Here is a 22,624-nt window from a genome sequence, read left to right as displayed (position 1 = left end):
CGACCTGGGCTCGAACCAGGGACCTACGGATTAACAGTTCGTGAAAGCGCCGTGGTAGTCACTGCTGCTCGGTCAGTCTAGGCTGGGCGGGTCACACCATGAGCGCCCGGTGTGGCTCGCCGTTGGCAACCAGAGATGAACCAGATGTGGTGCCGATCAGTGAAAAAGGACCGGAAACGGCTGCTCCTGATCCTACGTGCGGATGGGGATGCGTCAGCGTTTCGCATCTTCCTGCGTGGCTCATCCGGGGAACTCATTGATCCGGGGCTAGTATCACCCCCACGGGTTCAGCAATCTGACGCCGCTTGCCTCGAAATCACCGACGTTTCGCGTGACCACAGTCAGATCACGCACCAAGGCGGTCGCCGCGATGAGCGCATCCCGCTCCGCCCGCGGATCGGGTACGTGCAGCCGCGCGCAGCGTCGGGCCACGGCAGTATCCACCGGCAGGATGCGCTCCGCGAAGGCGGGAAGGACGTGCTTGTCGAGCCAACTGCGGAGGACGGCGCCTTGGGCGGCATCGCGGCGTTCGACGAGCAGGACGCCCATCTCAAGCTCCAGCACGGAAATGGCGGAGAGAAATAGTTCAGAAGCCGGTAATCCTGCAGCCCAGGCAATAACCCCTGCATCCGCTTTGCCCGACTTTGCCTTCCGAAGCTCGGAGACGACGTTGGTATCGAGCAGATACATCAGGCGAGATCTGCCGGACGGAAGAGGGAATCGCCGACACGTACGGGCTCAAAGTCGATATCCCCGGCGTCGGTCTGGGCCAGCAGATCGACAATGTTGGGCTCCTTGGCCAGCAGCTTGCGGTAGGCCTCGACGGATAGCAGTACGTGGGAGGGGCGCCCGCGATCCGTGATGAAGACGGCGCCTTCGAGTGCAGCCCTTTTAGCGCGCCCGACATCGTGGTTGAACTCCCGGCTCGAAAGGATTGTGTTCGGCACGCTCATCTCCTTTGTGTAGGTATGTTGCTACATTGTACTTTGTCCTGCACGGGTCGCGATAGTTGCAGCGGATCTTGTGGCGCTCACATCCCAGCCGCTCATGGCTGTCATCGCGACGCATTGGGCGGGGACGTCGGAGCGGCCGCGCCTTGATGGGCGATCCCGCGCCCGGCATCGCTGGCCACGGACCAGAGATCAACCAGACAACAAAAAAGCCAACCCTTGCGGATTGGCTTTTCTGCTTGCTTGTCTTGGCTCCTCGACCTGGGCTCGAACCAGGGACCTACGGATTAACAGTTCGTGAGAAGCCCACTCTCGTAGTAGGTACTTCCCGGAATCACCGCAGGATTTACAAGGACATTACACCGATAAGGACGAGCACTTACCCTGTATGCCGGTGACCAGAGGGGAACCATAGCGAGGTCATTACGGCCGGGAAGACCGGACATGACCCTTCGCCCGCGATGGCAACGAGATTGTGAGCGTCAGGGCGGAGGACTTGACCACGGGTTTAGCAGCTTCACCCCTGTCGCCTCGAAGTCCCCGATGTTTCGCGTGACATCTGTGCGCTAGGCGGGCCCGCGTTTAGCCGATTTTCTTCATCCAATCGGGCGTCTCCAATTGGTGTCGATCGTAGAACGCCTCGAGCCGCGCGCGCGTGCGCTTATTGCGGCTTAGGCCGAGGTAGCTCACGGCATTGTCGCCGAAGAAGGCATCCGAAAGACTCGCACCGCGCGGCGTTACACCGGTCAGGGACGACTGCTCGACGCGCCGCATGACGCCCATGAACTCTTGCAGGTAGCGCTCGACGTTCTTCTGTGGCAGCAGCATGGTCCAGTCGGTGCCGTACATCAGGCGCTCGGTCAGCACACGGCGCTCCGAGTCGGTGTAAAGATCGGCTAGGACTTCGGCCATCTTCACCGGGTTGGTCAGCACACCGGCAAAGTAGCTGGCGTCGGCGTAGACATTCTCACCTTTGGAGCCATGCGCGCTTGTCATCAGCCTCAGATAGGCCTTGGCGCGCTCGCCGTCGTGGTCTTCGGAGTCGGTGTCGCCAAAGTGGCCGAAGCTCACCTTCAGCCCAGGGAACGCGTCGATCGCCTGCTGCCAGTACTCGGGGCCGGCCAGATCCTTGAACTCCTCGTACGGCCCATTGGAGTGGTTGGCATGCGCCATCACGGGCACATCGTTGTCCCGGCACCAGATGAACAGGCGCCGCATCGCGCCGTCGAGTCGCTTGCCGAAGTCTCCATCGTTCGCGACGGGCGGCAGGGTGGGCTTGCCTTTCCAAACGCGGAGGCCGGAGTTGCCCAGTGGTGCGAAGCCCATCGGCGGATAGAGCTTCACGCCGATGAAGCCGTTGGACTGGATGGCCCGCTGCACCAGACGGAGCGATTCGCCGGGCTCGTCACCTTTTGCAGTCATCAGCTCTCGGAACGGGCAGAAGGGAACGAAGCCGTGCACTCGGCCTCCGGTTAGGACCGCAATGCGTGCCATGAGGTCCACCTGGTCGTCGAGCGACGTCTTCGTCGGCCGTCCCTTGGCGAGCCAGAAGTCGTAGTCGACCATGCACGGCACCAGCAGGTCGATCTTACGAGTGGAGTTTGGCGAGTAGGTGGCGAGGTAGTCCAGCGCGTTGACGTGCCGGTGGTTGAAGTGATGCAGCACGAACTGTAGGTAGCCCGCCAGGTGCGGCTGCGAACCGAGCACGGAGGCGGGCTCGCGGCTCTGCTGGTCGAACTCCTCGAAGGTGGGCGGCAACGCATCGATGGCAGCGCCCAGTCCCGGGCCTGGCAGGCCGGCGTGTGGACCGAGCACCGCGGCGGTGCCGGGCTGCGCTCGCGTGGACTGTGCGGCGGCTTGCAGCTCACGCCTACCGCGCGCGTAGCCGTCCTGGAAGGCGGGTGCGGCGGCTTCTCGCAGCTGCGTGTTGTCCGCGCAGCGGGAGCCGGGCCGGGTGTACGCGTCGATCTGGCGTGCCTCTTCGCGCGCACTGGGCGCAGAGTTCCAGGCCAGCGCCTGCAGCACGGCCCCCATCTCGCGCACCAGAGTACGTAGCTCTGAGTCCGGGCCGATCACCGTCTGGGACAGGAACTCCCTGATCTGCAGGTCACTGCCGTTGAAGACGTGCGCATGCACATCGACGGTGAGTGGGGCCTTGAGGTCGCTGAGCACCGGGTCGTTAGGACATAGTGTGGCGGTCGCGGCGGTGCAGCCAGGCAGCGGCAGCAGCGCAGTGGACAGGGCGAGGATCATTCGCCGGCGCTGAGGGTCGTGGGTCATGGTCGGTCTCCCGAGGTCAGCTGGGCGGTGCGCTTCTGACTTGCGGCCTGTGGGCCCGCAGGCGTGAAGCTTGTTTGCGGCGCGCCGGCCGATGACTGATGCGGCAGGCGCAACGATGGATCCCCATAGTAGGCATACAGAAGCCCGAAGGGGTTCTTCCGGTCCTTGAGAATCTCGCGCCGCACGGCGGTGACTGCGTCGCCGACGGGCTCACCCTTGCCCAGCCGATCGAGCAGGCGGGTGGCGAACTCGTGGCCGAACGGCACCCAGACCGCCACCTCGGTGACGATGACGCCGCGCGCGCCGAGCTTGAACATCGCGTCTTCCAGCTTCACGTGCGGCAGCGCGACCGTGGAAGGGCCTGTCTCGCACGCGTTGAGGAACACCAGCGGGCCGCCGGCCAGCACGGGGCGTTCGTACGCCCTCAGCGCGCTGCTGAGATTCTCCAGCGTTCCGGTGTCGACCGCATCGGCCGGGCTGAACTCGATCTCCGGCCCGGAGGCCTGCTCGCCGACTTTGACCGTGTTGCCCTCCAGTTCCAACTTGCGGCCGGAGGCGGCGTGCAGGAAGCTGATGACGGCCGCGATCTCCAAGCGGCGATCGGTGAAGGCCGTGACGAGCCCTTTGCGCGAATCGATGACCAGCGGTTGTGCCGCGAATGCCTTGAGCTGGTCGATCTGGCGGTCCGCGTATCCGTACTTGATGGTGTCATCAGTGGCCGTGGCGTACTTGAGGAAGGCGACCGTGCGGCTGTCCGGCGCGGGAGACGCAAGTTCGCGCCGGCCGGTGTTCACGCGCGTCGCGGCAAGGCTGAAGCGCATGCCCCAGAAGTTCTCCGGATCAATGCTTCCGGGCGGATGCAGGTACTGCCAAGGCAGCACGACGCGCGCGGAGCGCACCAGCAGCCGCAGGGGGCGGTCGGCCGGCGCATCGCGCGCGGCGCGCTCCAACTCGGCAATCACCGGCGCGAGCTCCTTGCCATCAACGCCATCTTCGAAGAGTGCGGCGTACAGGTTCTGGCCGTACATGCCGAACACCCGCGCAACCTCGGCGCGCTGCTTGTCGGTGAGGCCCTTTGTTCCTTCCTGCACCTCCTTCGGCAGGGCCACGCCATGGCCCAGGCGGCGCAGCGCGCGCAGGAAGTCGCCCTGCAGGACGAGCGCCGTGATCTCACCGTAGGCTTGGGTGGTGACACGCTCGATGTCCAACTGGTCAATGAGCGCAGTCCTGAAGGTGCGCCAGCGACCGTCGGCGTCCAGCGCGTGCCGTGCGAGCGCCGACTGAAGGGCGGGCTTGAGCGGCGTCACGCGTAGCGTGACCACGCCGCCGCCGGTGTTGTCCGCAGCTACATCGATGATCACGTCGGCCGAGGGCGCGACGGGCACGTTGGTGAGCACGCCGCTCGAGGGCAACGCGACCTTGCCCTGCACGGGCTCGAGCCCCGCAGCATTGCTGACGACGACATCAAGCACGATGCGATCGTACTCGGCGCCGCTGCGGTCGTCGAACACCGAGATCTCGAGCCGCCCCTCGCCGGTCTTCGAGGCAGAGGGCACGAATGGGAACTCGATAGCGTTCGACTCGCGGTCGCGCGGCCGATAGACCAGGTTGCCTTGGAACGAGCGCGGCGCATCGCAGAACGAGCAGGCCAGCAGGACGGTCAAGGGAACGTCGACGGCGCTCTCGATGATAGCTGGGTTGGGCTGCACTGGCGGAAGGTCGGAAGTCGTCCAGCGCGCGCCCATGCCGAAGCGCAGCACGGTCGGCACACCGGCTCGCACCACTGGAATCTCGGGCTGCGCGGCGGGCCGAGTGAACTGCGGATCGATGGCGGCGTTGTAGTAGACCGCCGCTGAGGCCGGGGCAGGCGCCATGGCTGTAGGTTTTTCTCCCGGGGCAGCCGAATCCACGGGTTTAGGTTCTTCCATCTTCCCGCAAGCGGAAAGGATCCCCAGGACAGCAAGGATGGCGATTGCGACCGCAGTCCACGTGCGCGCAAGAAAACATCCCTTGGCTTTCTTGTGATCTGCCATCTGATACTCCCTACTAGAGCGCGCCGCCAGCGCCTACGCGGCCTTGCGAACCATCCTGATCGCATGCCACCGAGACCTCAAGGGGGCTACCTGTTCGGCAGGTTTCAGGTTGGAACGGTCTCTGGAATGACAATTTAGCGGAACAGGTGAATGGCCGGTTGTGGCCGAAACGAGTCTGCCGCTAGTTCATGTATTCAACATAGACGAATGCAGGCCGCTTGCAAGTGCAATGTAACTCTCACCGGCAGCTCTTAGTACCAGCCACTCCCATGAGTATGAACTAACGGCAGCTTCGGCCTAGGAGTGGCCCTTACCGGAGATGAGATTTACAGGAGCGGGCAGGGCGTAGTCGATAAGAAGGGGCATAGACCTGCTTCGTACTTAAAACCCAGCGAGCCAAGCTCGCTGGGGCCCATGGCTTGAGGACGCGGACTGCGCATTACGCATAATGCATAGCGGGGCCGCGATCGCGGCTCCCGCCCTTCCTCACTCACACCATCACCGACTACCCCCTCACCAAAAACCGCCCCGTCTCCAGCCCCGGAAACCGCGCCTTCACGACCTCTAGGAACGCCACCACCTCCGGGGTCTCCGGCGACACATGCTCATGCAACTGAGAGCGCCCCGCGTTCTTCACGTCATGCACCTTCACCGGGTAGCCCGCCTCGGTCAGCCAGGCGGCGAGCTTCGCCTGCGACAGGTCGGAGCCGTCCAGCCCCCACGTCCGCTGCACATAAGCCGTCAGGAAGGTCCGGATCGCCGTCCCGAGCATCCCGGTCCGGGTCGTTGCATACACCTGCCCCGTGGGCCCACGCAGGCGCTTCTGTTGCCCCTCGTCCTGCCCGTCGGCCCTTACCGTCACGTCGGACGCCCCCTGCAGCGCCTGGAACCGCGCCCGCCGCTGATGGTTGCCCGCATAGAGCCCGTAGAACGCCTGCCACTCCATCCAGTCGGCCATCGTTTTCAGGCAATGGGCCGGGCGGACCCAGTTCCCTTCCTTGTCCTTCTCCCCCTCGCGCCAGCGGTCGAACAGCATCCGGGCCAGCTCGCCCTCGGCCGCGTTGTTCCACGGCACGGTGGCAAAGGCCAGATGCTCGACCCCGAGCGATTCGATCCGGACCATGCGGGCATCGACCGGACGGCGCTTGAAGTCGTACTCCATGTTGAGCCGCACCGGCGTATCGATGGTCTGCAGGTCCCAGTCGTTGAGCACCATCTCGCCCAGCGACATCAGGGACGCGCGCTGGATGACCTGCCCGGGCTGGCGGTTGGCGAAGAGATCCACCATGAAGCGGTTCTGGTTTTCCGGGCGCATCAGAGCGCGCTCGTTCTCCTCGTCGCCCTCGGCGCTGTCGAGCGGTACCTTGATGCCGCCCTTGGCGACCACCGGCTCCTGGCCGTCGATCGCAAGCCCCGTGAGCTGCAGGCGGGTCTTGCCGGCGACCGCCTGCCCGATCATGTGCTTGAGCTCCGTCATCGCCGTGCCCGGCGCGATCCGGTCCACCAGCGCCTGGAAACGCCGGCACATCGTGCCGGACAGGTCGAGCGTCTCCACTGAAACAAGCGCTCCATCAGTGGTCGCAGATACCGCCAACGCACCCGCCGGCAGCTTCCACAGGATCTCGCCGAGCACGGCCCGCGCAAAACCCGACACCAGCGCCGCCACCGCAGGCTCCGAAATCCCGGACGGGCCGATCGCGCGGTACTTCAGGTCCGCCATGTCCAGCGCCCGCTTGCCCTTGAAGCCCTGGCCGGTCTTGCCATACACGCCATTGCCCACCAGCTTCATGAACTGGTGGGGCAGGGACTTCTTGTCGAACTTCAGGCGCATCGCGCGGGTGTAGATTGAGCCCGACTCAAAAGGCCGGTAGCCCACATCGCCGTGGGACGCCGGCGGAAACTGCATCTCCGGCGCCGGCACGAAGACGTCACCGTCCTGCCTGGTCTTTTCCCGCCGTAGGCGCCTGGCGCTCTCCGCGAAGACCGCCGCGCGGTCCTTCCACGGAATCACCACCCCGAAGCGGATCGTGATCTCCGCGCCCATCTCCAGCGCCAGTTCGATCTCCGGCGCCGTCGCCAGGGCCACGCCGGAGAGAGGATACCACAGCCCGTACTTCTCCATCATTACCGCTAGGCACGGGTACAGCGTCCCTTCCGGAAAGCGGAACTCCACCTCGGCGTAGCCCGCCACATGCCCGCGGAAGCGCTCTAGGTCCCGAGTGATCTCGATCCGCTCGTAATCGAGACTCATGATGCCGGCGAGGCTCACCACGTAGCACGCTGCCAGATCGTGGTCGAACAGCCGGTAGCCGGATTGTGGCATCGGCGTCGGGCCGAACCAGTAGCACTCGTTGCGCCCGCCCATATACACGTCGGCGAAGAAGGCCTCGAACCAGCGCCGCACCCGCGTCGGCACCCGCTGGGTCTGGGAGGTCGGACGCCCGGTTACCTCGTTCCAGCGCCAGCGCCGGACCTTCTCGAAGTTCAGCGCCACGTCCGGATGCACGCCGTCACGCCGCATGCACAGCTGCACCAGGCGCACCGACAGGCCGCTCGCCGTCGCCGATAAACCCTTGATGCCCAGGTAGCGGTCGCAGAACCAAAGTACCCACAAGACATAAAGCACCGCGATCTCGGCATCCCGCAGCCCGTAGGCCTTGAACAGGCCAGGCAGCTCCCGCTGGAGGCGCCGCATCTCGGACTTGCGGTAGCCTCGGGGCAGCAGCACCTTGGGCACGTCCAGCCAGTCCCCGAGCTTCGCCAGCGGCGTACCCGGCGGCGCCAGCCGCGCCGAATCGACGATCCGCACCGACAGCACCCGCGGGTCGAAGTCATCGCCCACCACGTAGCGGTAACGGTGCTTGAGCCGCTCGGCCTGCTCTTCCCTGAGGGGCAACTTCACCTCGGCCGGCCGGGCCGTTGTGGCGAGGGTGCCATTGACCGCCTGGAGCTGATGGCGGAACTGCTTGAAGTCCCGGAAGACGGTAATGTCCGCCCTGGTGAAGTGGCCGCACAGCACGACCTCCTGGGGCCATTCCTCGAAGACGCACTCGATCTCGGCCTCGTCGAGCAGCTCGTACAGCGCTTCGGCCAGCGACGGACGATCCTGCACGGCGTCCTTGCCCACGAGGTTGATGACCTTGCCGTAACGCAGCCCCGTCGGCCCGACGACATAGAACTGGACCGACAGCAGCACGTTGCGGCCCTTGGCCCGATATTCCCACTCGCAATCAAAGCCCACGAAGACCGGCGGGCCGAAGCCCCGGCGCGGAGGAAGGCGTTTGCCATCTGCACCGATACCCCCCGTGAGCGGCTGCGCCATGACCGCGAGCGGCGGCGGCTGCCAGCACGTTGTCAGAAAGCCGTCCAGCTTGACTTGATCCTCGGGCGAGACATCCGATTCGACCGGCGGCGGCAGCTGCCCACCTTCGATGGTCGGGGCTGCAGAAGAGGTAGTCCCGCGCCGGACGCGGGCCCTCTCCATCAAGGGACGAAACACGCCGTCCAGGTGAGCGAGGAGCGCATCGAGGTTGGGCCGCGCCGCGGCGGCCGGCTCTTCGACGATCAGCTCCATCGCCGTTTCCGCGCCCTTCTTGCGCCTGAAGCGCGCCCGGTCCTTCCGGGCCTCGACGACGCGTTCAAGCATCGTCGGTTTGGCGGCATTGGTGTCAATTTCCATACTTCATCGACCCCCACGTCGAGATTGACACCGGCCGAAGCCATCGCCGACCTGATGGCCGACGGCCTGACCCCGACCGATGGACAAAAAAAGAGCCGCCCGCCTCAAAAGGCAGACGGCCCGGTCAGGCATCGCCGCGACGGGCGATGCCACCTGGGGTCAGTGCGGCGCGGTGGCGCTTTCGGTCGGCTCCTCGAGATCGAGCATCGACCAGTCCGGCGCAATGCGCCCGTTGCTCGCCCACACCTTGTCGAGCATCTCGACGACCAGGATCGCGATGGTCTCGTTGGCCGTGTGGAGGAAATCCACCATCCGGTCACGCAGGTTGAACACGCCCACGCCGCTCGGGTAGGCCTGGAAGCGGCCGATCTGGTGGTACTGGATGACGGTCTTCCCGTTGGGGAAGCGGAAGTTGCGTTGGGCCATGAGAGATCTCCTTATAAAATGGCCGTTGTTGTTCGTGGCGGCGGCACCGGCAATCGCCGGCAAGCAAAGACGGTGCTGCCCCACACCTTCTAGCGGGCTGTCTGCCCGTTAAAACTCGTCGTCGATATAGCGCTGGACCCGGACGGGGCGCGGCATCTTGAGGGTTGTCAGCTTCTGCCGGGCCGGTGCCTGATAGGTCGGGCGGCACGGTGCGGGCGTGTCGTAATCGTCGGCATCGTCCTCGCTGTAGTCATGCTCGGCCTCGTAGGTGTCGCGGTCTTCGACCTCGCAATCGTCGTAGTCCTCGTCGTCCTCCTCGGGCGTGTAAACGGGGCCGTCGTAATAGATGCCGCCAGGCTCCCAGTCGCGCTCGTCGCCGTGAATCTCGATGGTCATGGTGCTTCTCCTGAGTGGTGCCCGGAGCCGGGATTGGCGCCGGGCGGGGTGATGAAACGGGTGGTGCTCAACTCACGCCGCAACGAGACGCAGCTCGCGCGGGATCTCAATACAAGGCACTGAGGGGCAGGGCAGGGCGCCGCGGATCGGACGCTCCGGTTCGGGGGCGCGGATCAGATCGCTGACCACATTGACCGCCTGGTGCAGGTGGTCGTGGTAGGTCGCGAGGTAATGGCGCTCCGTCGTCCGGATGCTGCGGTGCCGCAGCAGTCGACTTATGCTAATGACGTCAACTCCGCTGCTCGCGGCGAGGCTGGCTGTGCTCTTTCTGAGCGTGTGAAAGCACGCTGACGGATCGATCCCCACGTCAGCGAAGACCCGTTTCAGCACCTTGCGGGGCGCACTCATGGGCCCATCGCCGCGTGCCGCCGGAAACAGCAGGTCGTTGTGGCTCAGCTCCCGCAGCCGCTCGATGATCTGGAGGGCGCGTGCTGTCAACGGGACGATCTCGTTCCCGCCGCCCTTGGATTCCCGCAGGTTCAGCAGGCGCCGCTGCACATCCACGTCCGAGAAGCGGGCATTGAGGGCTTCGCCGATCCGCAGCGCCGTCTCCAGCAGCAGTTCGATCAGGAGGCGAAAGCGCTCCGACTCCGCCTGCAGGCGGATGAGCAGGCGCCGGACCTCTTCCACCGTCAGCGCCATCGGCGGCGGCGGGTTCTCGCGCAGTTGCTGCCACCCGTCCAGGGGGTTGTGGTCGATCAGACCGTGCTGTTTCGCCAGCCGGAAGATCGTCCGCAGCGCCATCGCCGCACGGTTGATCGTGGCCGCCTTCAGGCGCTTGCGCCGCAGGGACTTGCCGGGCTTGCGCAGTTCAGCCAGGACCTGCTCCACGTCGAAGGCCGAGATCTCGCTAATCTGCATTGCCCCGAGCGGTTCGGCGAAGTACAGGACGTAGCGCGAAACCAGGTCCTTCCATGAGCGCAGGTTCTCCTGGGCCCACGGGGTGACAACGGTTTCGACGAGCACGTTGAGCGTCATCTTCGAGGCGGCCGGATTGCGGCCGCGGCGGACCGTTTCCCGGTCCCGCTGGGCGCGGGCGACGGCCTCCATAAAGGTCACCTCGACCGATGACCCGTAAGAGATCGACGCCCTGCTGCCCGTCTCCGGGTTGGTGTAGCGGAAGACCCAGTTCCAGACGCGCGGATCGGTCAGTGACGCGACCTGCTTGAGGCCGGGGACGCCGGTCGTGGCCCGCTCCTTGGGCCGTAGGGTGCGGCCGGGCTTGAGCATGGGCTGATCGCATCCGCAGGCCCTGGCGATGTCCGTGACATCCTGGCAGTGATGGCGCCTGACCTTGAGCGGAATGATCTTCGCGCCGTCGTGAGCCGCTGACCTGTCGTCGGTGGGCTCAAGCGGGATAGGGTGCGGAAGCAGGACAAGCGTCATGTCAGACCACCTTGCGAGCGGTTCCGAACCCGCAGAGGTTCGCGACGATGCCGCGCGCCGACTGGTGGGCGTCATCGCGGGCGATTTCCGTATATTTGACGTTAGACATTCTGATGATTTCTCCTCGTGTGTTGCGCATTGCTGTCTTGCACGGAGTAGAGATTAGTCGAAAATAAATTGGCGTTCAAAGCGACAAATGTTCTGACTTATAGCGTTGAAAATAAATGTATTTATTGGTCTTAAAGGGCAGTCGGGGAACGGCTTTGTGAGCGATCGGGGGAGGCACGCCAGGCACGTGCGCAAGGGTACGGATTTCGTCTGGTCGATACTGGTATGTCTGTCCAGAGATTTCATGTATACATGACGATGATTTGGCTTCTGATTTGGCTTCACGATCCGGAAGGGGGTGTCGTAAAATTCGACATTGACGTACATCCCACCCCTTGATCTCCACGTTCCAGGCCCACATGCCCGCCATTCCGCCCACCCAGCCACCCAGAAAGCGGATACCACCGCGTCAGCGCCACGACTTGCTGGTGAAATGGCTCTCCCCGCAGGAAGAGGGCGACAAGGAGGCGGGCCGTTTCGTCGGACGCCCGGTCCGGGAGATTACCAAGGCGTTCAACCGGCATTTCCACGTCCGGGTCTGCGAGCGCACGGTGCTGCGCTATATGCATGAGGCCGTTGCTGCCGCCACGAGAAGGGCAGAAACGGATACGTGGATTGCCGCGCAAATGAAGCGAACAGGCGTCTCCGTGGTTGCCCCGGCCATCACCCTGCTTCCACGAGGGCGCCCCAAGTCGGAGACGCCGTCAACACCCCGACGGCGAAAGAAGAAGCAGAAGGCGGTTTGTTCACCACCGAAGTCGATCAGCCCACCGCCGACACCAGCAGTCGTCGCGGTGCAGGTGGTTCCGTCGGTGCAGATGAAGACGCGCCCGTTACAGGTAGCCGCCTCCGAGATCGCCCCGGCCATCACCCCGCTTGCCCGTGGGCGACCGAAGTCGGAGACACCGCCAACAGCGCCCGCCGTCGCGGTGCAGGTGGCGCTACCAGCTCAGGTGAAGCCGGTGCCAGCCCCCAAGCCACCACGTGGCAAGCCCGGGCCGAAACCCCGCTTCAAGCGCTGGAGTCGAGTCTGGTGGGAACTGCAGGCGCTGACCGGATGGTCGGCACGGACTCTATACCACCATCTCGAGGGGTTCCCTGCGATTCACCCGCTCCTTGGCCGTCGGGCGTCGTTTCTCCAGGGGCTGGCCGATCTCGATGCACCGCGCCCGACCTGGGACCCCGTGGCTGCTACCCGGGCACTGCCCGTTTCGCCGGAGGACGCATTCATTGAGGATCTGCGCAGCCGCGGCGTCCTGCATGTCCTGCATCTGCATCAGGTTCTGCTGAACACGGAGACGGGCGAATGGGCGGTGTTGCTGCTCGCCTTCGACCCGCAGTCGCAGTTCATCAACGCGCGGGTGCTGGACTTCGACGGCCCATCGGGCCGGGCCTCGGTGGCGAGGCCGCGGGGGCGCCCTCGCCAGAAGTGTCACGCGGAGTGGCTGGCGACCGTCAAGGAGGAGGGCGGTGCAACCGAGGTACGGGTGTCCCCGGATGCCTATCGAGACTTCACGATCGATACGGTCGCGAAGACCGGCATCCCTTACAGCCCGGTATGGCTGAGCCTTGGCGTGGCGGTCCCAGACCATGTCGTCGATGCGCTGAAGCAGCTCGCGCCCGACGACGCGTTTGTCGTGTCACCTGTCCCGGATTGGCCGCGCGGGCCGCTGGTCGTACCGATGTCCCTCAAGAAACTGTGCGGCCAGCTGACGGACCTCGTCAATGCGCACAACCGCGAGTTTGCGCAGCCGCACCTTCGCAAGGTCCGGGCGCACATCGAGGCGCTCAAGGAAACGGGGAGGGTGACTCCGTCGACACGGGCCTGGCTGGAGGACAACGGCCTGTACGACGTGAAGATGGACCATGTCACTACGCTGGGCCTGCTGCATCCCCCCCGCCAGGATGTTCGCCGCTTTGCGCTACTGAGCGCATTCGAGACGGGCTATCCGGGGCTGTCGTCGCGGGGGCACTACGTCGCGGTCCAACCGCTGCGGATTCGATTCCGGTTTGTTGGTGAGGGGGATTCGTGACCTGAGGTGATCCGGACAGGCCTTTGCCTGTCCGGATCACAAGAAAGCGGCGCCGGGGCAGGTTTCTTGATCCTGCCCCGGCTTACGCGCTGTCGCTGGTGTCAATTGGCGTACTTCATACACCCCCATGTAGAGATTGACACCGAAACCATCGACACCTGTTTGCCCGCCCGCGGCGCTTTCCTGACCGCCAACACCGCCCATCAGCGCGCCAGAAACTCCCGTGGCAGGACGACCGGAATGCGGCGATAGGGGTTGAGCGTCAGCAGGTCTTCATCGCTGCTCACCACGACGTCGGCCGAGCAGGCGAGGGCCAAGGCCAGGAACTTGTTGTCGCGCGGATCGCGGCACGGCGGTTCGAGCGTCTTCTCGTCGGCCTCGGAAACGTGGAACAGCCGGGCGTGTTGGCGGTACAGCTCGAAGAACTGCATGCGCAGTGCCCGGTCGAGGTAACGATCGAACTTGTCGCGCGCCATGACCTCACCGAACTCGGTGAGCGTCGCGTCGGATACGCACAGCTCGGCCTCGGCGATGGCCTTCAGGAAGGCCTGGCGGGGAATGGAGGTCGGCCGGAGCGCCGCACTGACGAGCGTGCTGGTGTCGAAGACAACCCGTTTAACGAAGTTCATTCACCATCCGCTGCACGTCACTGTCGGACAGGTCGGCGGCCTCGGGTTTCAGGCGGGCGTCGGCGGCACTGAAAAAAGTCTCGAAATCGCTGACCACGCGCTCGCGCTGCTGGCGGACGGCCAGCAGCTCTTTCATGTCTTCCGGCGAGAGCACGAAGGCCACGGGGCGCCCTCGACGAGTGATGGTGACCGGCTCGCGCTGGGCGCTATCGATCAGCTCGCCAAAACGGTTCTGGGCCTCGACGGAGGTCACGGTACGCATGGGTAGTCTCCTGGGTGAGATAGCTAGTATGGCGATTATAGACAATACGGAAGGGGCCGTTTGATCCATCGTCCGTGTGCGGGCTTACGCACCCACGCAGGTGGTGCCAATTCCGCAACTAAATACACCCCCTTCGCAAGATTGACACCAAAAAAATAGACCACCCGCCCGTCGCCCTCTGGGGACGATCAAGCGGGCGATCGTTCAACGGGCCAGCGACGCCTCTTCAGGCTTCGGCGCTATGCCATCCCCCTTCGCTGCCTGCGTTGCCCGCGTGATCACGTCCGAGACCGCCTGGGAGGCTTGGGCCAGGGTCGAGTTGGCCATGTGGCTATAAATCATCGTGGTCTGGGGACTGGCGTGATGGAGCAGCTTCTGCACCGTGAACAGGGTTTGGCCGGCATGACTAACCGCCAGCGCCGCATGCGTATGGCGTATATCGTGCAGGCGCACGTGTCCATTGATACCCGCCGCCGCCAGTACCCTTGCAAACGCTTTCCTCGGGTCGCGCAGGGGCTTCGTCGAATCCGTCGGCGACGGAAACACCCATGGACTCGCCTGCCGGCTCTTGAGCTTGCTCAGCAGCACGATGCACTCCTCCGACAGGGGCGAGTACTGCGGCTTGCCGGACTTGGTCATCGGCATGAACCAGATCCGCCGCGTGAGGTCCATGTGCTCCCAGCGCGCCTTGAGGGCATTGCTGCGCCGGCAGCCGGTCAGCAGCATGAAGCGCAGCGCGGCCATCACCGAGGGCGCCGGGTCCTTGTCCATCGCCACCACCAGCCGCCCGACCTCTTCGAGGCTCAGATACCGGCTCTTGCCCGAATTCTCCCGAAATCGCGGAATCCCGCGGCACGGATTGTCCGGCAGCACGCCGAGGGTCACCCCGCGCCGCATCATCGCCGAGAGCAGGGACAGGAAGCGGTTCGCCGTCGCCGGTGAATGGGTCTTTCGCACCGCCGCGATGAAACGCTCGACGTCCCGGCGCTGGATGTCGCACAGGCGGCGCTCGGCCGAGAAGAAGGGAATTACGTGGAGGTCCAGCTTGCTCTGGTCGTCGCGCCAGCTGCGCTTATGGACCTTCGCATACCCCTCCAGATAATCCTTCGCGAAGCTCGCCAGGGTCGGCGAACTGCGCTCCAGATCGCGCCCCTCCTGCGGATCGACGCCCCGGTCCAGTTGCCCGCGGGCCTCAAGGGCGAGGCGCCGGGCATCAGCAAGGGATGTCGCCGGAAACCCGCCCAGGCGCATCGCACGCTTCGCCCCTCGGAAGGTATAGCGCAGCCAGAAGGTCTTGCGCCCGGAGCCTTTCGACACCGACAGGCGCAGGCCCGGAATCTCGGTGTCGCTCACCTCATAGCCCTTGCCGGGCGCATCAAGTGGGCAGGGCAGCAACTGCTCGATGGCGCGGACGGTAAATCGGAATCGTGTGACGCGGTTCATCGTCAAATCTCCTCGATCGAAAGAAGGAATGGAAGAAGTGCCCCCAACCCGCCCACACTCTGCCCGTCGCGGTCGCACTCAGTCTCTCAAGTCCGAAGCACGCCGCCGCCAGGATCACGTGGCGGTGCGATAGCGACTTGGCGAGGCTGAAGCGAGGGGACAGGCGTGAGGGCCAGGACGGGGTGGGTCGGCGGCTGCCGGTCCCTTGCCGGTGTTTCCGGCGCGGCGGCGGGGCAGGCTTACGGCGCGGTGCCGAGCCACGCCAGATCGCCAAACTGGCGATGCAGCACGTCGGCCGGATCGACCGTGCGCACCTCGGTGGCTCCGAGTACGGCCAGCTGGTGGCGGGCAAAAACCTCATCCGCGGCCAGCACCCATTGGGCCCTGCTGCCGATCTCGACCTGCAGCAGGCAGAGCTGGGGCTGCCCGGGAAAGCCATACCGGGCCAGGGTCTGGATCAAGGCCCGTCGTTCGGCATCGATCCGCGAAAGGCGGGCCTCGAACTCCAGGATGCCCGCCCGTTCGGCAAACCACTCGTAGCGGTCTTCGTCCAGCAGTGCCACGAGCCGCGCCACGCCCGCATCGAGCGGGATGGGATGGTTCGATGGGATCATCGCCTCAGTACTCATCCGCCAGGAGGATTGTCGTCACCGACCGCGGCTCTGCCTCGGTGATCACAAAGAGTTTGACGCCGGCGACGGTATAGACCGACAGCAGCCGCGCCCCGGTCTGGAGGGCCGCCTCGTTGGCCTGGGCATCCTCGGCGCCCACCTCGCCCCAGTCGCCCGTCAGGTGGCGGGCCAGCAGCTTGACGGGGTGAAGGTTTTGCTCGCGCAGCAGGGCATCCGCCCCGCGGGTCGCGACGATCTCGCCGGGACTGAAGCGCAGGCGCGTTTCTTGGTTCATAGGGTTCTCCAGAAAGCAAAGCGCCCGATGCGGTCCTCGCATCGGGCGTCAGGGGTCAAAGGCAGCAAGATGGACGGGGTCCTTAGGGGCGGAAGCCCCCCGGGACTAGACCTCCACCGGCTCGGTGACGGCATACTCGGCGCACAGCTCCAAGAGGCGCGGCTCCACATCCGGGTGACGGGGCACAAACAGCGTCACGCCCTCATCACCCCCGCCGGGAATGAAGACCAGCTCGTAGAAGCGGGCATGGCGCCCGGCGTACTCGAAGATCGGGCTGAAGGCCGGATCACCGTAGGGGACGTGGGTCACCGGATTGACGAGAAGGGGGATGCCGACAGCGGCTTCGATCTCGGCGAGGCCATCACCGGGGAGCATCACCACGAAAGGCCCGTGCAGCTCGGCATCGAACGCGTCGCCGATCTCCCGCTCGTCGAGCCGCCGTTCGATCAGCGCCCGCAGCTCCTCATCCTCCAGCACCGCCACATCGGCCGCATCACGCAGGATTCGCATCGGACACCTCCTCGTCGGTCTCAGCCGTTTCCACCACCGGGATGAAGCGGTTGCCGCCGCGCTTGTCCTTCTTCCTGCCCTTCGGCTCCGCGGAGGTTGCTGTCACCGGCATGGCCACCTCGACCGGGACCGGCGGGAACACGAAGAGCTCGCCCGGTAGCGCCATCATCTGCAGCCGCCAGGCGTCCCAGTCGCCCGCCTTGACGAGGCCGAACTTCACCTCCGGCGACTTCGCGAGCAGGCCCTGGGCGAGCAGCGCCGCGCAGGCGTAGGGCGCGTTGTTGTTGCTGCGGCCCTGGTACGCCCCTTTGAGCTGCTTCGAGCCGAAGGGCTTGCCGGCCGGCGCCGCATCCACCGCTGCCTCAAGAATGTCGAGGGCCACCACCTCGCGGTTGAAGTTGCCGCCGCCCTCGGCCGCGGTGATCAAGAGGAAGACCTGAGCGTGGTCGGGATCGGCCAGCAGCGCGTACTGGATTGCGGAACTGCCGGAAAGGGTCAGCGCGCGGGAGTCGAGCAGCCGGTGATAGGTCGTCGAGGCGACCTCGGGTTTCTTGGCCATGGGGCCTCCAAAAGAAAGACACCCCCCGGGCCGCAGGGCCGAGAGGGCGACATGAACAGGAAAAACGGCGGTTCAGCGGATCTCGACGCTGGCGTCGATCTGGCGCTGGGTCAGCGCATAAGCGGCAGCAGCAGCCAGCAAGGCCACGGCAGCCCCGGGGCCGGTCGGCAGGGCCGCCAGCACAGCAGGCAGGAACGGAAACACACAAGCACTCCTCAGGGACGACAACACGAACATTCCTTCGGCAGGCGGACCTGACGAAGGCGCGAGAAACAGGATTCAGATCAGCCCGCGCTCGGCGAACGACAAGGGCGAGGCGGTGCCCGCCACGATGAAATGATCGAGCACGCGCACGTCCACCAGCGCCAGGGCCTTCTTCAGCGTCTCGGTGAGCGCCATGTCGGCCTGGCTCGGCTCCAGGCTGCCGGACGGGTGGTTATGGACGAGGATCACCGCAGCGGCATTCGCCTCCAGGCACAGCTTGACCACCTCGCGGGGATAGACCGAGGTCTGGGCCAGGGTCCCGCGGAAAAGCTCGACCACATCGAGTACGCGGTGCTGGCTGTCGAGCAGCACGACGCCGAAGACCTCATGGGGAAGACTGCCAAAGCGCAGGCGGAGCAGGTCACGGACCTTCTGCGGGCTGTCCAGGCAGTCGCCCAGTTCGACGGCTTCGGCGAGCGCCCGGGTCAGCAGCTCGCGGGCGGCACCAAGGATGCGCGCCGCGCGATAGTCAGACGGTGTCTCGCAGACGCCGCTCTGGCGGGCATGGAGGTGGAAGAGCTCGGCCAGCGACCGGCCAGCCAGGGCGTCGGCGGCGACATCGCCGACCAGCAGCCCGAGCAGGCTCGCGGTGGGTAAGGTGCGGATGGAAATCAGGGGATCGGACATGAAGACCTCCGGAGAAGACCGATGCCCACGCAGCGGGGCATCGGCGGCGTGGACAGAGAAAGGCCCCGGTCACCCGGAGGTGAGCAGGGCCTATGGAGATCCGGCTGGATCACAGGAATGATATGGAAGCGAAGGCGGGGGCTCTGACGCCCGCCGGTTGCGGCAAACAGCCGGAACCGGCGCTAACAGGCTCTTAGCGGACCTGACGAGGTCAGCGGTGTGCGCGAGCCGGGATCAAGCTGGGCGAGGGCAGGCGGGAGAGGTTTGAAGCGGAAGCGGGGCGAAAGAAGAAGCCGGTGCAGGAGAAACCTGCACCGGCTTCTTCTTATCGGTCAGGCCGCGGCGAGCGGCGCCTCGTCGTCGAGGTGGAGCGTGACGACGGCGAATCGGCCGCGACCCCGCCTGGCGGAGATCAGGCCGGCGGCAGACAAGCGGTTGAGCGCGTCGAGGGCCGCGTCATCGGAGATGGCGTAGCGGGTGCGCAGCCAGGCGCCGAAGGTGAGGGTACGGGAACCGGTGGAGGTGGCCTGGATGCACAGCGCCAGGGCGACGGCCAGGGTACGACCGCCGGGCAGGCCGGCGGCCTTGGTGAGGAAGCCGACGGGCAGGGGCTCGGCGGGCTTGCGCTTGAAGACGGGGCGGGGAGGGGGCGGGATGAGCGTGGTGGGCATCGTGACCTCGGGGAAGGGAGCAACGATGGGATGTTTGGCGGGATCAGGCCGGTGGCCGGAACGGGTCAAACTGACTTTGGTCCGATGCCCGTCAGCCACTACATAGTGGAATCCGGTAGGTCTGTGATCTGGTCGAAGGCAGCGAGATGACGTTTTTTCAAGTGGTCAGCCCTCCCTTCTAAGCGGCAGCTCATCGGTGTGGATTCAACCGGTGGATGCAACACTGTAGTGGTCAAGTATTCTCGGACACCCCGATAGGGTGTTTTGCTGCCCTTTCCCGCTCATAAGCGGTGGGTGACAGATAGCCCAGTTTCGAATGCAGGCGCACGCTGTTGTAGAAACCGACGATGTACTCGGTGACGTCGCGCGTGGCCTCGGCGTGGTTGGCGTAATCGCGCTGCCAGACCCGCTCCATCTTCAGGTTCAGGAAGAAACGCTCCATCACGGCGTTGTCCCAGCAATTGCCCTTTCGGCTCATGCTCGCGCGCAGGCCGTGGCGTTCGAGCAAACGACGGTAGGCCTCGCTGGCGTACTGGCTGCCGCGGTCCGAATGGACGATCAGGCCCGGTGCCGGGCAGCGCTGGGCAATGGCCATCTGCAGTGCCGAACACACCAGCTCGGCCGGCATCGTCGGCGCCATGGCCCAGCCGACGATCTTGCGCGAGAAGAGCTCCATCACGGCAGCGAGGTACAGCCAGCCGCTACGCGTGCGCAGATAGGTGATGTCGGACACCCAGGCCTGGTTGGGCGCCGCCGGCTCGAACTGCCGGTCCAGCACGTTGGGGGCCGTGGGTAGGCTGTGCCGGCTGTCCGTCGTGTGGATGAACTTGCGTCGCCACGTTGCCCGCAGCCCGTGGGTGCGCATGAGGCGACGCAGCCGGTGGCGCCCCAGCTTGATCCCTTCGCCGCGCAGCGCAGCCTGCAGGCGGCGGGTGCCGTAGGTTCGCCCCGAGCGCGCAAAGGCGGCCTGCAGCCGGACGCTGACCGGGCACACCTGCGTTCCCTGGTCGGTACGCCGCCGGGCCGCGTAGTAACCGGAGCGGCTCACCGCCAGCACCTGGCACACCCTGGCCACGCCGCCGGCCTTCTTCTGCAACTGGGCGATGCTCCGGTAGATCACTTCAGTTCCCGGGCGAAGAAGGCCGATGCTTTTTTTAGGATGTCGTTATCCTCGCGCAGCCGCCGTACCTCCGCTTCAAGCGCACGAATGCGCTGCTGCTCCGCGGTCAGCGGCTTGCCGATCCCGCTCTGGCCCTGCAGCTCCGCCTCGAACTGCGCAAGCCAGCGACGCACAGCCGTCTCGCCCAGGCCCATGTCACGACAAACCTGCCCGACGCTCAGGCCCTGATCCTTGATCATCTTCACGACCTGGAGCTTGAACTCCGTGTCGAACGATCTGCGCTTTCTGCTCATCAATTTCTCCTCGAACGGTGAATGATCCACCTATCGAGGTGTCCGCAGAAATTAGACCACTACACACACTAGAGCCTACGCGGGCAGAAGGGGTGTTGCAGATGAAACAGCGACCTCGGATCTATTACTCGGAAAGCCAGAAGGCGTTGATGTGGGAGCGCTGGAGGAAGGGAGACTCCCTTCAACAGATTGCACAACTCTTCGATCGGCACCACTCCTCGGTTCAGCGAATTCTGGCGGAGACCGGCGGCATTCCTCCTGCACCACGCAGTCGCTCGAAACGGGCACTGACGCTGAGTGAGCGGGAAGAAATTTCACGTGGCTTGGCTTCGGGGCACTCCATCCGTGTCCTTGCCGGCCAACTTGGGAGAGCGCCTTCGACCATCAGCCGAGAGATCAATCGCAATGGAGGGCTACGCGGCTACAGGGCTTGTCAGGCCGACCAGGCGGCCTGGGATCGGGCGCGGCGCCCCAAGCGCTGTAAGCTGCTGGAGAACCGTGCCCTTGCCCACGTGGTGGCAGCCAAACTCCAGTTGCAGTGGTCACCCGAACAGATTGCCGGGTGGCTCAAGCGCACCTATCCCGACAAGGCGAGTCATCAGGTGTCACACGAGACGATCTATCGCACCTTGTTCATCCAGACGCGAGGCGCCTTGAAGAAGGAGCTGCTGGCGTACTGAATCGCCCCGGGTTTCGCGGAGGCCGTTTGGCTTTAGTCAGGCCATGACAGCCTGACCGGTTTGACTGCGGTAATAGTTTGCCTCAGCTTCAGCGGGCGGCATGTAGCCAATAGGCGCGAGCAGCCGATGATGGTTGAACCAGGCCACCCACTCAAGGGTTGCCAGTTCCACCGCTTCAGCGCTTTTCCAGGGCCCGCGGCGATGGATCAACTCCGCTTTGTAGAGTCCGTTGATCGTTTCAGCCAAGGCGTTATCGTAGCTGTCGCCCTTGCTGCCGACCGATGTCTCGATGCCCGCCTCGGCGAGTCGTTCGGTGTAGCGGATGGACACGTATTGGGCTCCTCTGTCCGAATGGTGGATCAAGGCATCCCGCTGGGGCTGGCGTGCCCACAAGGCCTGCTCCAGCGCGTCCAGCACGAACTCGGTGTGCATTGAGCGGCTGACGCGCCAGCCGACGATGTAACGGGCAAACACATCGATGACAAAGGCGACGTACACGAACCCCTGCCAGGTCGATACATACGTAAAGTCGCTGACCCAGAGCTGATTCGGGCGCTCGGCCACAAACTGCCGCTTGACCCGGTCCAGCGGACAGGGCGCAGACGGATCGGCATGCGTCGTGCGAACCGCGCGGCCGCGCCGGGCGCCGACGAGTCCCTCAGCGCGCATCAGCCGCTCGACCGTGCAGCGGGCCACCTCGATGCCTTCCCGCTGCAACTGTCGCCACACCTTGCGCACGCCGTACACCCGCAGGTTGGCCTGCCAGACCCGCTGGATATCCTTGATCAAGCGTTCGTCGCGCAGCGCCCGGGGGCTGCGCAAACCAGGATTGCGCTGGCGTGCCACCCGGCGTCGATACGCCGACGGGGCAACCTGCAAGACCTTGCAGATCGGCTCGACCCCGAGACGGTCCCGGTGCATGTCGATGAAGTCGTGGGTCACTTGTTGCGGCGGTCGAGCTCCGCCTGCGCGAAATACGCGCTAGCCAGGCGCAGGATCTCGTTGGCCCGTTTGAGCTCCCGAACCTCCCGCTCCAGTTCCTTGATCCGTGCGGTCTCGGCACTGCTGACCCCGTCCCGCAGTCCGGTGTCCCGCTCGTGCTGCCGAACCCAGGTATGCAGTGTCTGGGCCGTGCAGCCGATCTTCGCCGCAATCGACTGGATCGCTGCCCATTGCGACGGGTGCTCGCTGCGCTGCTCGAACACCATCCGCACTGAACGCTCGCGCACTTCCGGGGCGTATTTCGTTGTCTTCTTCATGGCTCCATCTTCTCAAGAGTGGGAGCCTCCGCGAAACCCGGGGCGATTCA

The 22,624-nt window shown here is 65.0% G+C and carries 21 protein-coding genes, 1 pseudogene and 1 other annotated feature; of the genes and pseudogenes, 2 read left to right on the top strand and 20 right to left on the bottom strand.

Going from position 1 to position 22,624, the window contains the following annotated elements; all coding sequences use genetic code 11:
• Nucleotides 1-273 precede the first annotated feature (273 nt).
• The 8 genes from ACE3N6_RS07565 to ACE3N6_RS07530 form a co-directional block, all read right to left on the bottom strand.
• Nucleotides 274-690 (bottom strand): type II toxin-antitoxin system VapC family toxin, encoded by a 417-nt coding sequence (locus tag ACE3N6_RS07565; protein WP_374244574.1) that lies wholly within the window; start codon nucleotides 688-690, stop codon nucleotides 274-276.
• Nucleotides 690-953: a type II toxin-antitoxin system Phd/YefM family antitoxin gene (locus ACE3N6_RS07560; RefSeq protein ID WP_374244573.1), complete on the bottom strand. Its 264-nt coding sequence runs from the start codon at nucleotides 951-953 to the stop codon at nucleotides 690-692. Before ACE3N6_RS07560 ends, ACE3N6_RS07565 begins: the two co-directional genes overlap by 1 nt.
• A gap of 579 nt (nucleotides 954-1,532) precedes the next feature.
• Complete coding sequence (locus tag ACE3N6_RS07555) at nucleotides 1,533-3,230, bottom strand: amidohydrolase family protein (RefSeq protein WP_374244572.1); 1,698 nt, start codon at nucleotides 3,228-3,230, stop codon at nucleotides 1,533-1,535.
• Entirely contained in the window at nucleotides 3,227-5,263 is a 2,037-nt protein-coding gene (locus tag ACE3N6_RS07550; RefSeq protein ID WP_374244571.1) for a CHAT domain-containing protein, read from the bottom strand. Before ACE3N6_RS07550 ends, ACE3N6_RS07555 begins: the two co-directional genes overlap by 4 nt.
• 505 nt (nucleotides 5,264-5,768) lie before the next feature.
• Complete coding sequence (locus ACE3N6_RS07545) at nucleotides 5,769-8,942, bottom strand: hypothetical protein (protein ID WP_374244570.1); 3,174 nt, start codon at nucleotides 8,940-8,942, stop codon at nucleotides 5,769-5,771.
• Nucleotides 8,943-9,101: 159 nt separating this feature from the next.
• Nucleotides 9,102-9,368 carry a hypothetical protein gene (locus ACE3N6_RS07540; RefSeq protein ID WP_374244569.1) on the bottom strand — a complete coding sequence of 89 codons (267 nt, stop codon included), beginning with the start codon at nucleotides 9,366-9,368 and terminating at the stop codon, nucleotides 9,102-9,104.
• Between the two features lie 108 nt (nucleotides 9,369-9,476).
• On the bottom strand, nucleotides 9,477-9,764 hold the full coding sequence (locus tag ACE3N6_RS07535) for a hypothetical protein (RefSeq protein ID WP_374244568.1): 288 nt from the start codon (nucleotides 9,762-9,764) through the stop codon (nucleotides 9,477-9,479).
• A gap of 72 nt (nucleotides 9,765-9,836) precedes the next feature.
• A complete protein-coding gene (locus ACE3N6_RS07530) occupies nucleotides 9,837-11,210 on the bottom strand; it encodes a tyrosine-type recombinase/integrase (protein ID WP_374244567.1) in 1,374 nt (457 codons plus the stop codon).
• Nucleotides 11,211-11,653: 443 nt separating this feature from the next.
• On the opposite strand from ACE3N6_RS07530, the gene ACE3N6_RS07525 reads away from it, so the two are divergent.
• Complete coding sequence (locus ACE3N6_RS07525; protein WP_374244566.1) at nucleotides 11,654-13,351, top strand: hypothetical protein; 1,698 nt, start codon at nucleotides 11,654-11,656, stop codon at nucleotides 13,349-13,351.
• Nucleotides 13,352-13,554: 203 nt separating this feature from the next.
• Here the strand turns inward: ACE3N6_RS07525 and ACE3N6_RS07520 are convergent, their stop codons facing one another.
• From ACE3N6_RS07520 to ACE3N6_RS07470, 11 genes are all read right to left on the bottom strand, one after another.
• Entirely contained in the window at nucleotides 13,555-13,980 is a 426-nt protein-coding gene (locus ACE3N6_RS07520) for a putative toxin-antitoxin system toxin component, PIN family (RefSeq protein WP_374244565.1), read from the bottom strand.
• Nucleotides 13,967-14,242: a type II toxin-antitoxin system Phd/YefM family antitoxin gene (locus ACE3N6_RS07515; RefSeq protein ID WP_374244564.1), complete on the bottom strand. Its 276-nt coding sequence runs from the start codon at nucleotides 14,240-14,242 to the stop codon at nucleotides 13,967-13,969. Before ACE3N6_RS07515 ends, ACE3N6_RS07520 begins: the two co-directional genes overlap by 14 nt.
• A 204-nt stretch (nucleotides 14,243-14,446) precedes the next feature.
• On the bottom strand, nucleotides 14,447-15,685 hold the full coding sequence (locus ACE3N6_RS07510; RefSeq protein WP_374244563.1) for a tyrosine-type recombinase/integrase: 1,239 nt from the start codon (nucleotides 15,683-15,685) through the stop codon (nucleotides 14,447-14,449).
• 239 nt (nucleotides 15,686-15,924) lie between these two features.
• On the bottom strand, nucleotides 15,925-16,299 hold the full coding sequence (locus ACE3N6_RS07505; RefSeq protein WP_374244562.1) for a hypothetical protein: 375 nt from the start codon (nucleotides 16,297-16,299) through the stop codon (nucleotides 15,925-15,927).
• A gap of 4 nt (nucleotides 16,300-16,303) precedes the next feature.
• Nucleotides 16,304-16,591, bottom strand: coding sequence for a hypothetical protein (locus ACE3N6_RS07500; RefSeq protein ID WP_298626037.1), 288 nt, complete (start codon nucleotides 16,589-16,591; stop codon nucleotides 16,304-16,306).
• Between the two features lie 105 nt (nucleotides 16,592-16,696).
• Nucleotides 16,697-17,101: a hypothetical protein gene (locus ACE3N6_RS07495; protein ID WP_374244561.1), complete on the bottom strand. Its 405-nt coding sequence runs from the start codon at nucleotides 17,099-17,101 to the stop codon at nucleotides 16,697-16,699.
• A complete protein-coding gene (locus tag ACE3N6_RS07490; RefSeq protein ID WP_374244560.1) occupies nucleotides 17,085-17,660 on the bottom strand; it encodes a hypothetical protein in 576 nt (191 codons plus the stop codon). The genes ACE3N6_RS07495 and ACE3N6_RS07490 overlap by 17 nt, the downstream gene beginning before the upstream one ends.
• Nucleotides 17,661-17,732: 72 nt before the next feature.
• Nucleotides 17,733-17,864, bottom strand: coding sequence for a hypothetical protein (locus ACE3N6_RS07485; protein WP_374244559.1), 132 nt, complete (start codon nucleotides 17,862-17,864; stop codon nucleotides 17,733-17,735).
• A gap of 75 nt (nucleotides 17,865-17,939) precedes the next feature.
• Nucleotides 17,940-18,551: a JAB domain-containing protein gene (locus ACE3N6_RS07480; protein ID WP_374244558.1), complete on the bottom strand. Its 612-nt coding sequence runs from the start codon at nucleotides 18,549-18,551 to the stop codon at nucleotides 17,940-17,942.
• Nucleotides 18,552-18,883: 332 nt separating this feature from the next.
• A complete protein-coding gene (locus ACE3N6_RS07475) occupies nucleotides 18,884-19,222 on the bottom strand; it encodes a hypothetical protein (RefSeq protein WP_374244557.1) in 339 nt (112 codons plus the stop codon).
• Between the two features lie 232 nt (nucleotides 19,223-19,454).
• Nucleotides 19,455-20,635, bottom strand: a protein-coding gene (locus ACE3N6_RS07470) for an IS3 family transposase (RefSeq protein WP_374244556.1) whose coding sequence is annotated in 2 segments (ribosomal slippage) — nucleotides 19,455-20,368 and nucleotides 20,368-20,635 — 1,182 coding nt in all. Because the reading frame shifts where the segments join, the coding sequence is not laid out codon by codon here.
• A 101-nt stretch (nucleotides 20,636-20,736) separates the two neighbouring features.
• Between ACE3N6_RS07470 and ACE3N6_RS07465 the strand changes: the two are divergent.
• Nucleotides 20,737-21,303: pseudogene (locus ACE3N6_RS07465) on the top strand (transposase); the annotation flags it as partial.
• A 48-nt stretch (nucleotides 21,304-21,351) separates the two neighbouring features.
• On the opposite strand, the gene ACE3N6_RS07460 reads toward ACE3N6_RS07465, so the two are convergent.
• Nucleotides 21,352-22,574, bottom strand: a protein-coding gene (locus ACE3N6_RS07460) for an IS3 family transposase (RefSeq protein WP_374244555.1) whose coding sequence is annotated in 2 segments (ribosomal slippage) — nucleotides 21,352-22,292 and nucleotides 22,292-22,574 — 1,224 coding nt in all. Because the reading frame shifts where the segments join, the coding sequence is not laid out codon by codon here.
• Nucleotides 22,180-22,296, bottom strand: a sequence feature (AL1L pseudoknot). Its footprint overlaps the gene before it by 117 nt.
• Nucleotides 22,575-22,624: the final 50 nt, after the last annotated feature.

Source organism: Zoogloea sp., assembly GCF_041904905.1.
GTDB lineage: Bacteria > Pseudomonadota > Gammaproteobacteria > Burkholderiales > Rhodocyclaceae > Zoogloea.
Note: the sequence above shows the minus strand (reverse complement) of the source record. Positions and strands in the feature narration are given on the sequence as shown.

What these genes read in the sequence shown, in the direction of transcription:
- ACE3N6_RS07540 (WP_374244569.1), bottom strand. Translation starts at nt 9,368, where the DNA reads ATGGCCCAACGCAACTTCCGCTTCCCCAACGGGAAGACCGTCATCCAG.
- ACE3N6_RS07545 (WP_374244570.1), bottom strand. Translation starts at nt 8,942, where the DNA reads ATGGAAATTGACACCAATGCCGCCAAACCGACGATGCTTGAACGCGTC.
- ACE3N6_RS07495 (WP_374244561.1), bottom strand. Translation starts at nt 17,101, where the DNA reads ATGCGAATCCTGCGTGATGCGGCCGATGTGGCGGTGCTGGAGGATGAG.
- ACE3N6_RS07550 (WP_374244571.1), bottom strand. Translation starts at nt 5,263, where the DNA reads ATGGCAGATCACAAGAAAGCCAAGGGATGTTTTCTTGCGCGCACGTGG.
- ACE3N6_RS07475 (WP_374244557.1), bottom strand. Translation starts at nt 19,222, where the DNA reads ATGCCCACCACGCTCATCCCGCCCCCTCCCCGCCCCGTCTTCAAGCGC.
- ACE3N6_RS07480 (WP_374244558.1), bottom strand. Translation starts at nt 18,551, where the DNA reads ATGTCCGATCCCCTGATTTCCATCCGCACCTTACCCACCGCGAGCCTG.
- ACE3N6_RS07520 (WP_374244565.1), bottom strand. Translation starts at nt 13,980, where the DNA reads ATGAACTTCGTTAAACGGGTTGTCTTCGACACCAGCACGCTCGTCAGT.
- ACE3N6_RS07515 (WP_374244564.1), bottom strand. Translation starts at nt 14,242, where the DNA reads ATGCGTACCGTGACCTCCGTCGAGGCCCAGAACCGTTTTGGCGAGCTG.
- ACE3N6_RS07560 (WP_374244573.1), bottom strand. Translation starts at nt 953, where the DNA reads ATGAGCGTGCCGAACACAATCCTTTCGAGCCGGGAGTTCAACCACGAT.
- ACE3N6_RS07500 (WP_298626037.1), bottom strand. Translation starts at nt 16,591, where the DNA reads ATGAACCAAGAAACGCGCCTGCGCTTCAGTCCCGGCGAGATCGTCGCG.
- ACE3N6_RS07565 (WP_374244574.1), bottom strand. Translation starts at nt 690, where the DNA reads ATGTATCTGCTCGATACCAACGTCGTCTCCGAGCTTCGGAAGGCAAAG.
- ACE3N6_RS07555 (WP_374244572.1), bottom strand. Translation starts at nt 3,230, where the DNA reads ATGACCCACGACCCTCAGCGCCGGCGAATGATCCTCGCCCTGTCCACT.
- ACE3N6_RS07530 (WP_374244567.1), bottom strand. Translation starts at nt 11,210, where the DNA reads ATGACGCTTGTCCTGCTTCCGCACCCTATCCCGCTTGAGCCCACCGAC.
- ACE3N6_RS07490 (WP_374244560.1), bottom strand. Translation starts at nt 17,660, where the DNA reads ATGGCCAAGAAACCCGAGGTCGCCTCGACGACCTATCACCGGCTGCTC.
- ACE3N6_RS07505 (WP_374244562.1), bottom strand. Translation starts at nt 16,299, where the DNA reads ATGATCCCATCGAACCATCCCATCCCGCTCGATGCGGGCGTGGCGCGG.
- ACE3N6_RS07535 (WP_374244568.1), bottom strand. Translation starts at nt 9,764, where the DNA reads ATGACCATCGAGATTCACGGCGACGAGCGCGACTGGGAGCCTGGCGGC.
- ACE3N6_RS07510 (WP_374244563.1), bottom strand. Translation starts at nt 15,685, where the DNA reads ATGAACCGCGTCACACGATTCCGATTTACCGTCCGCGCCATCGAGCAG.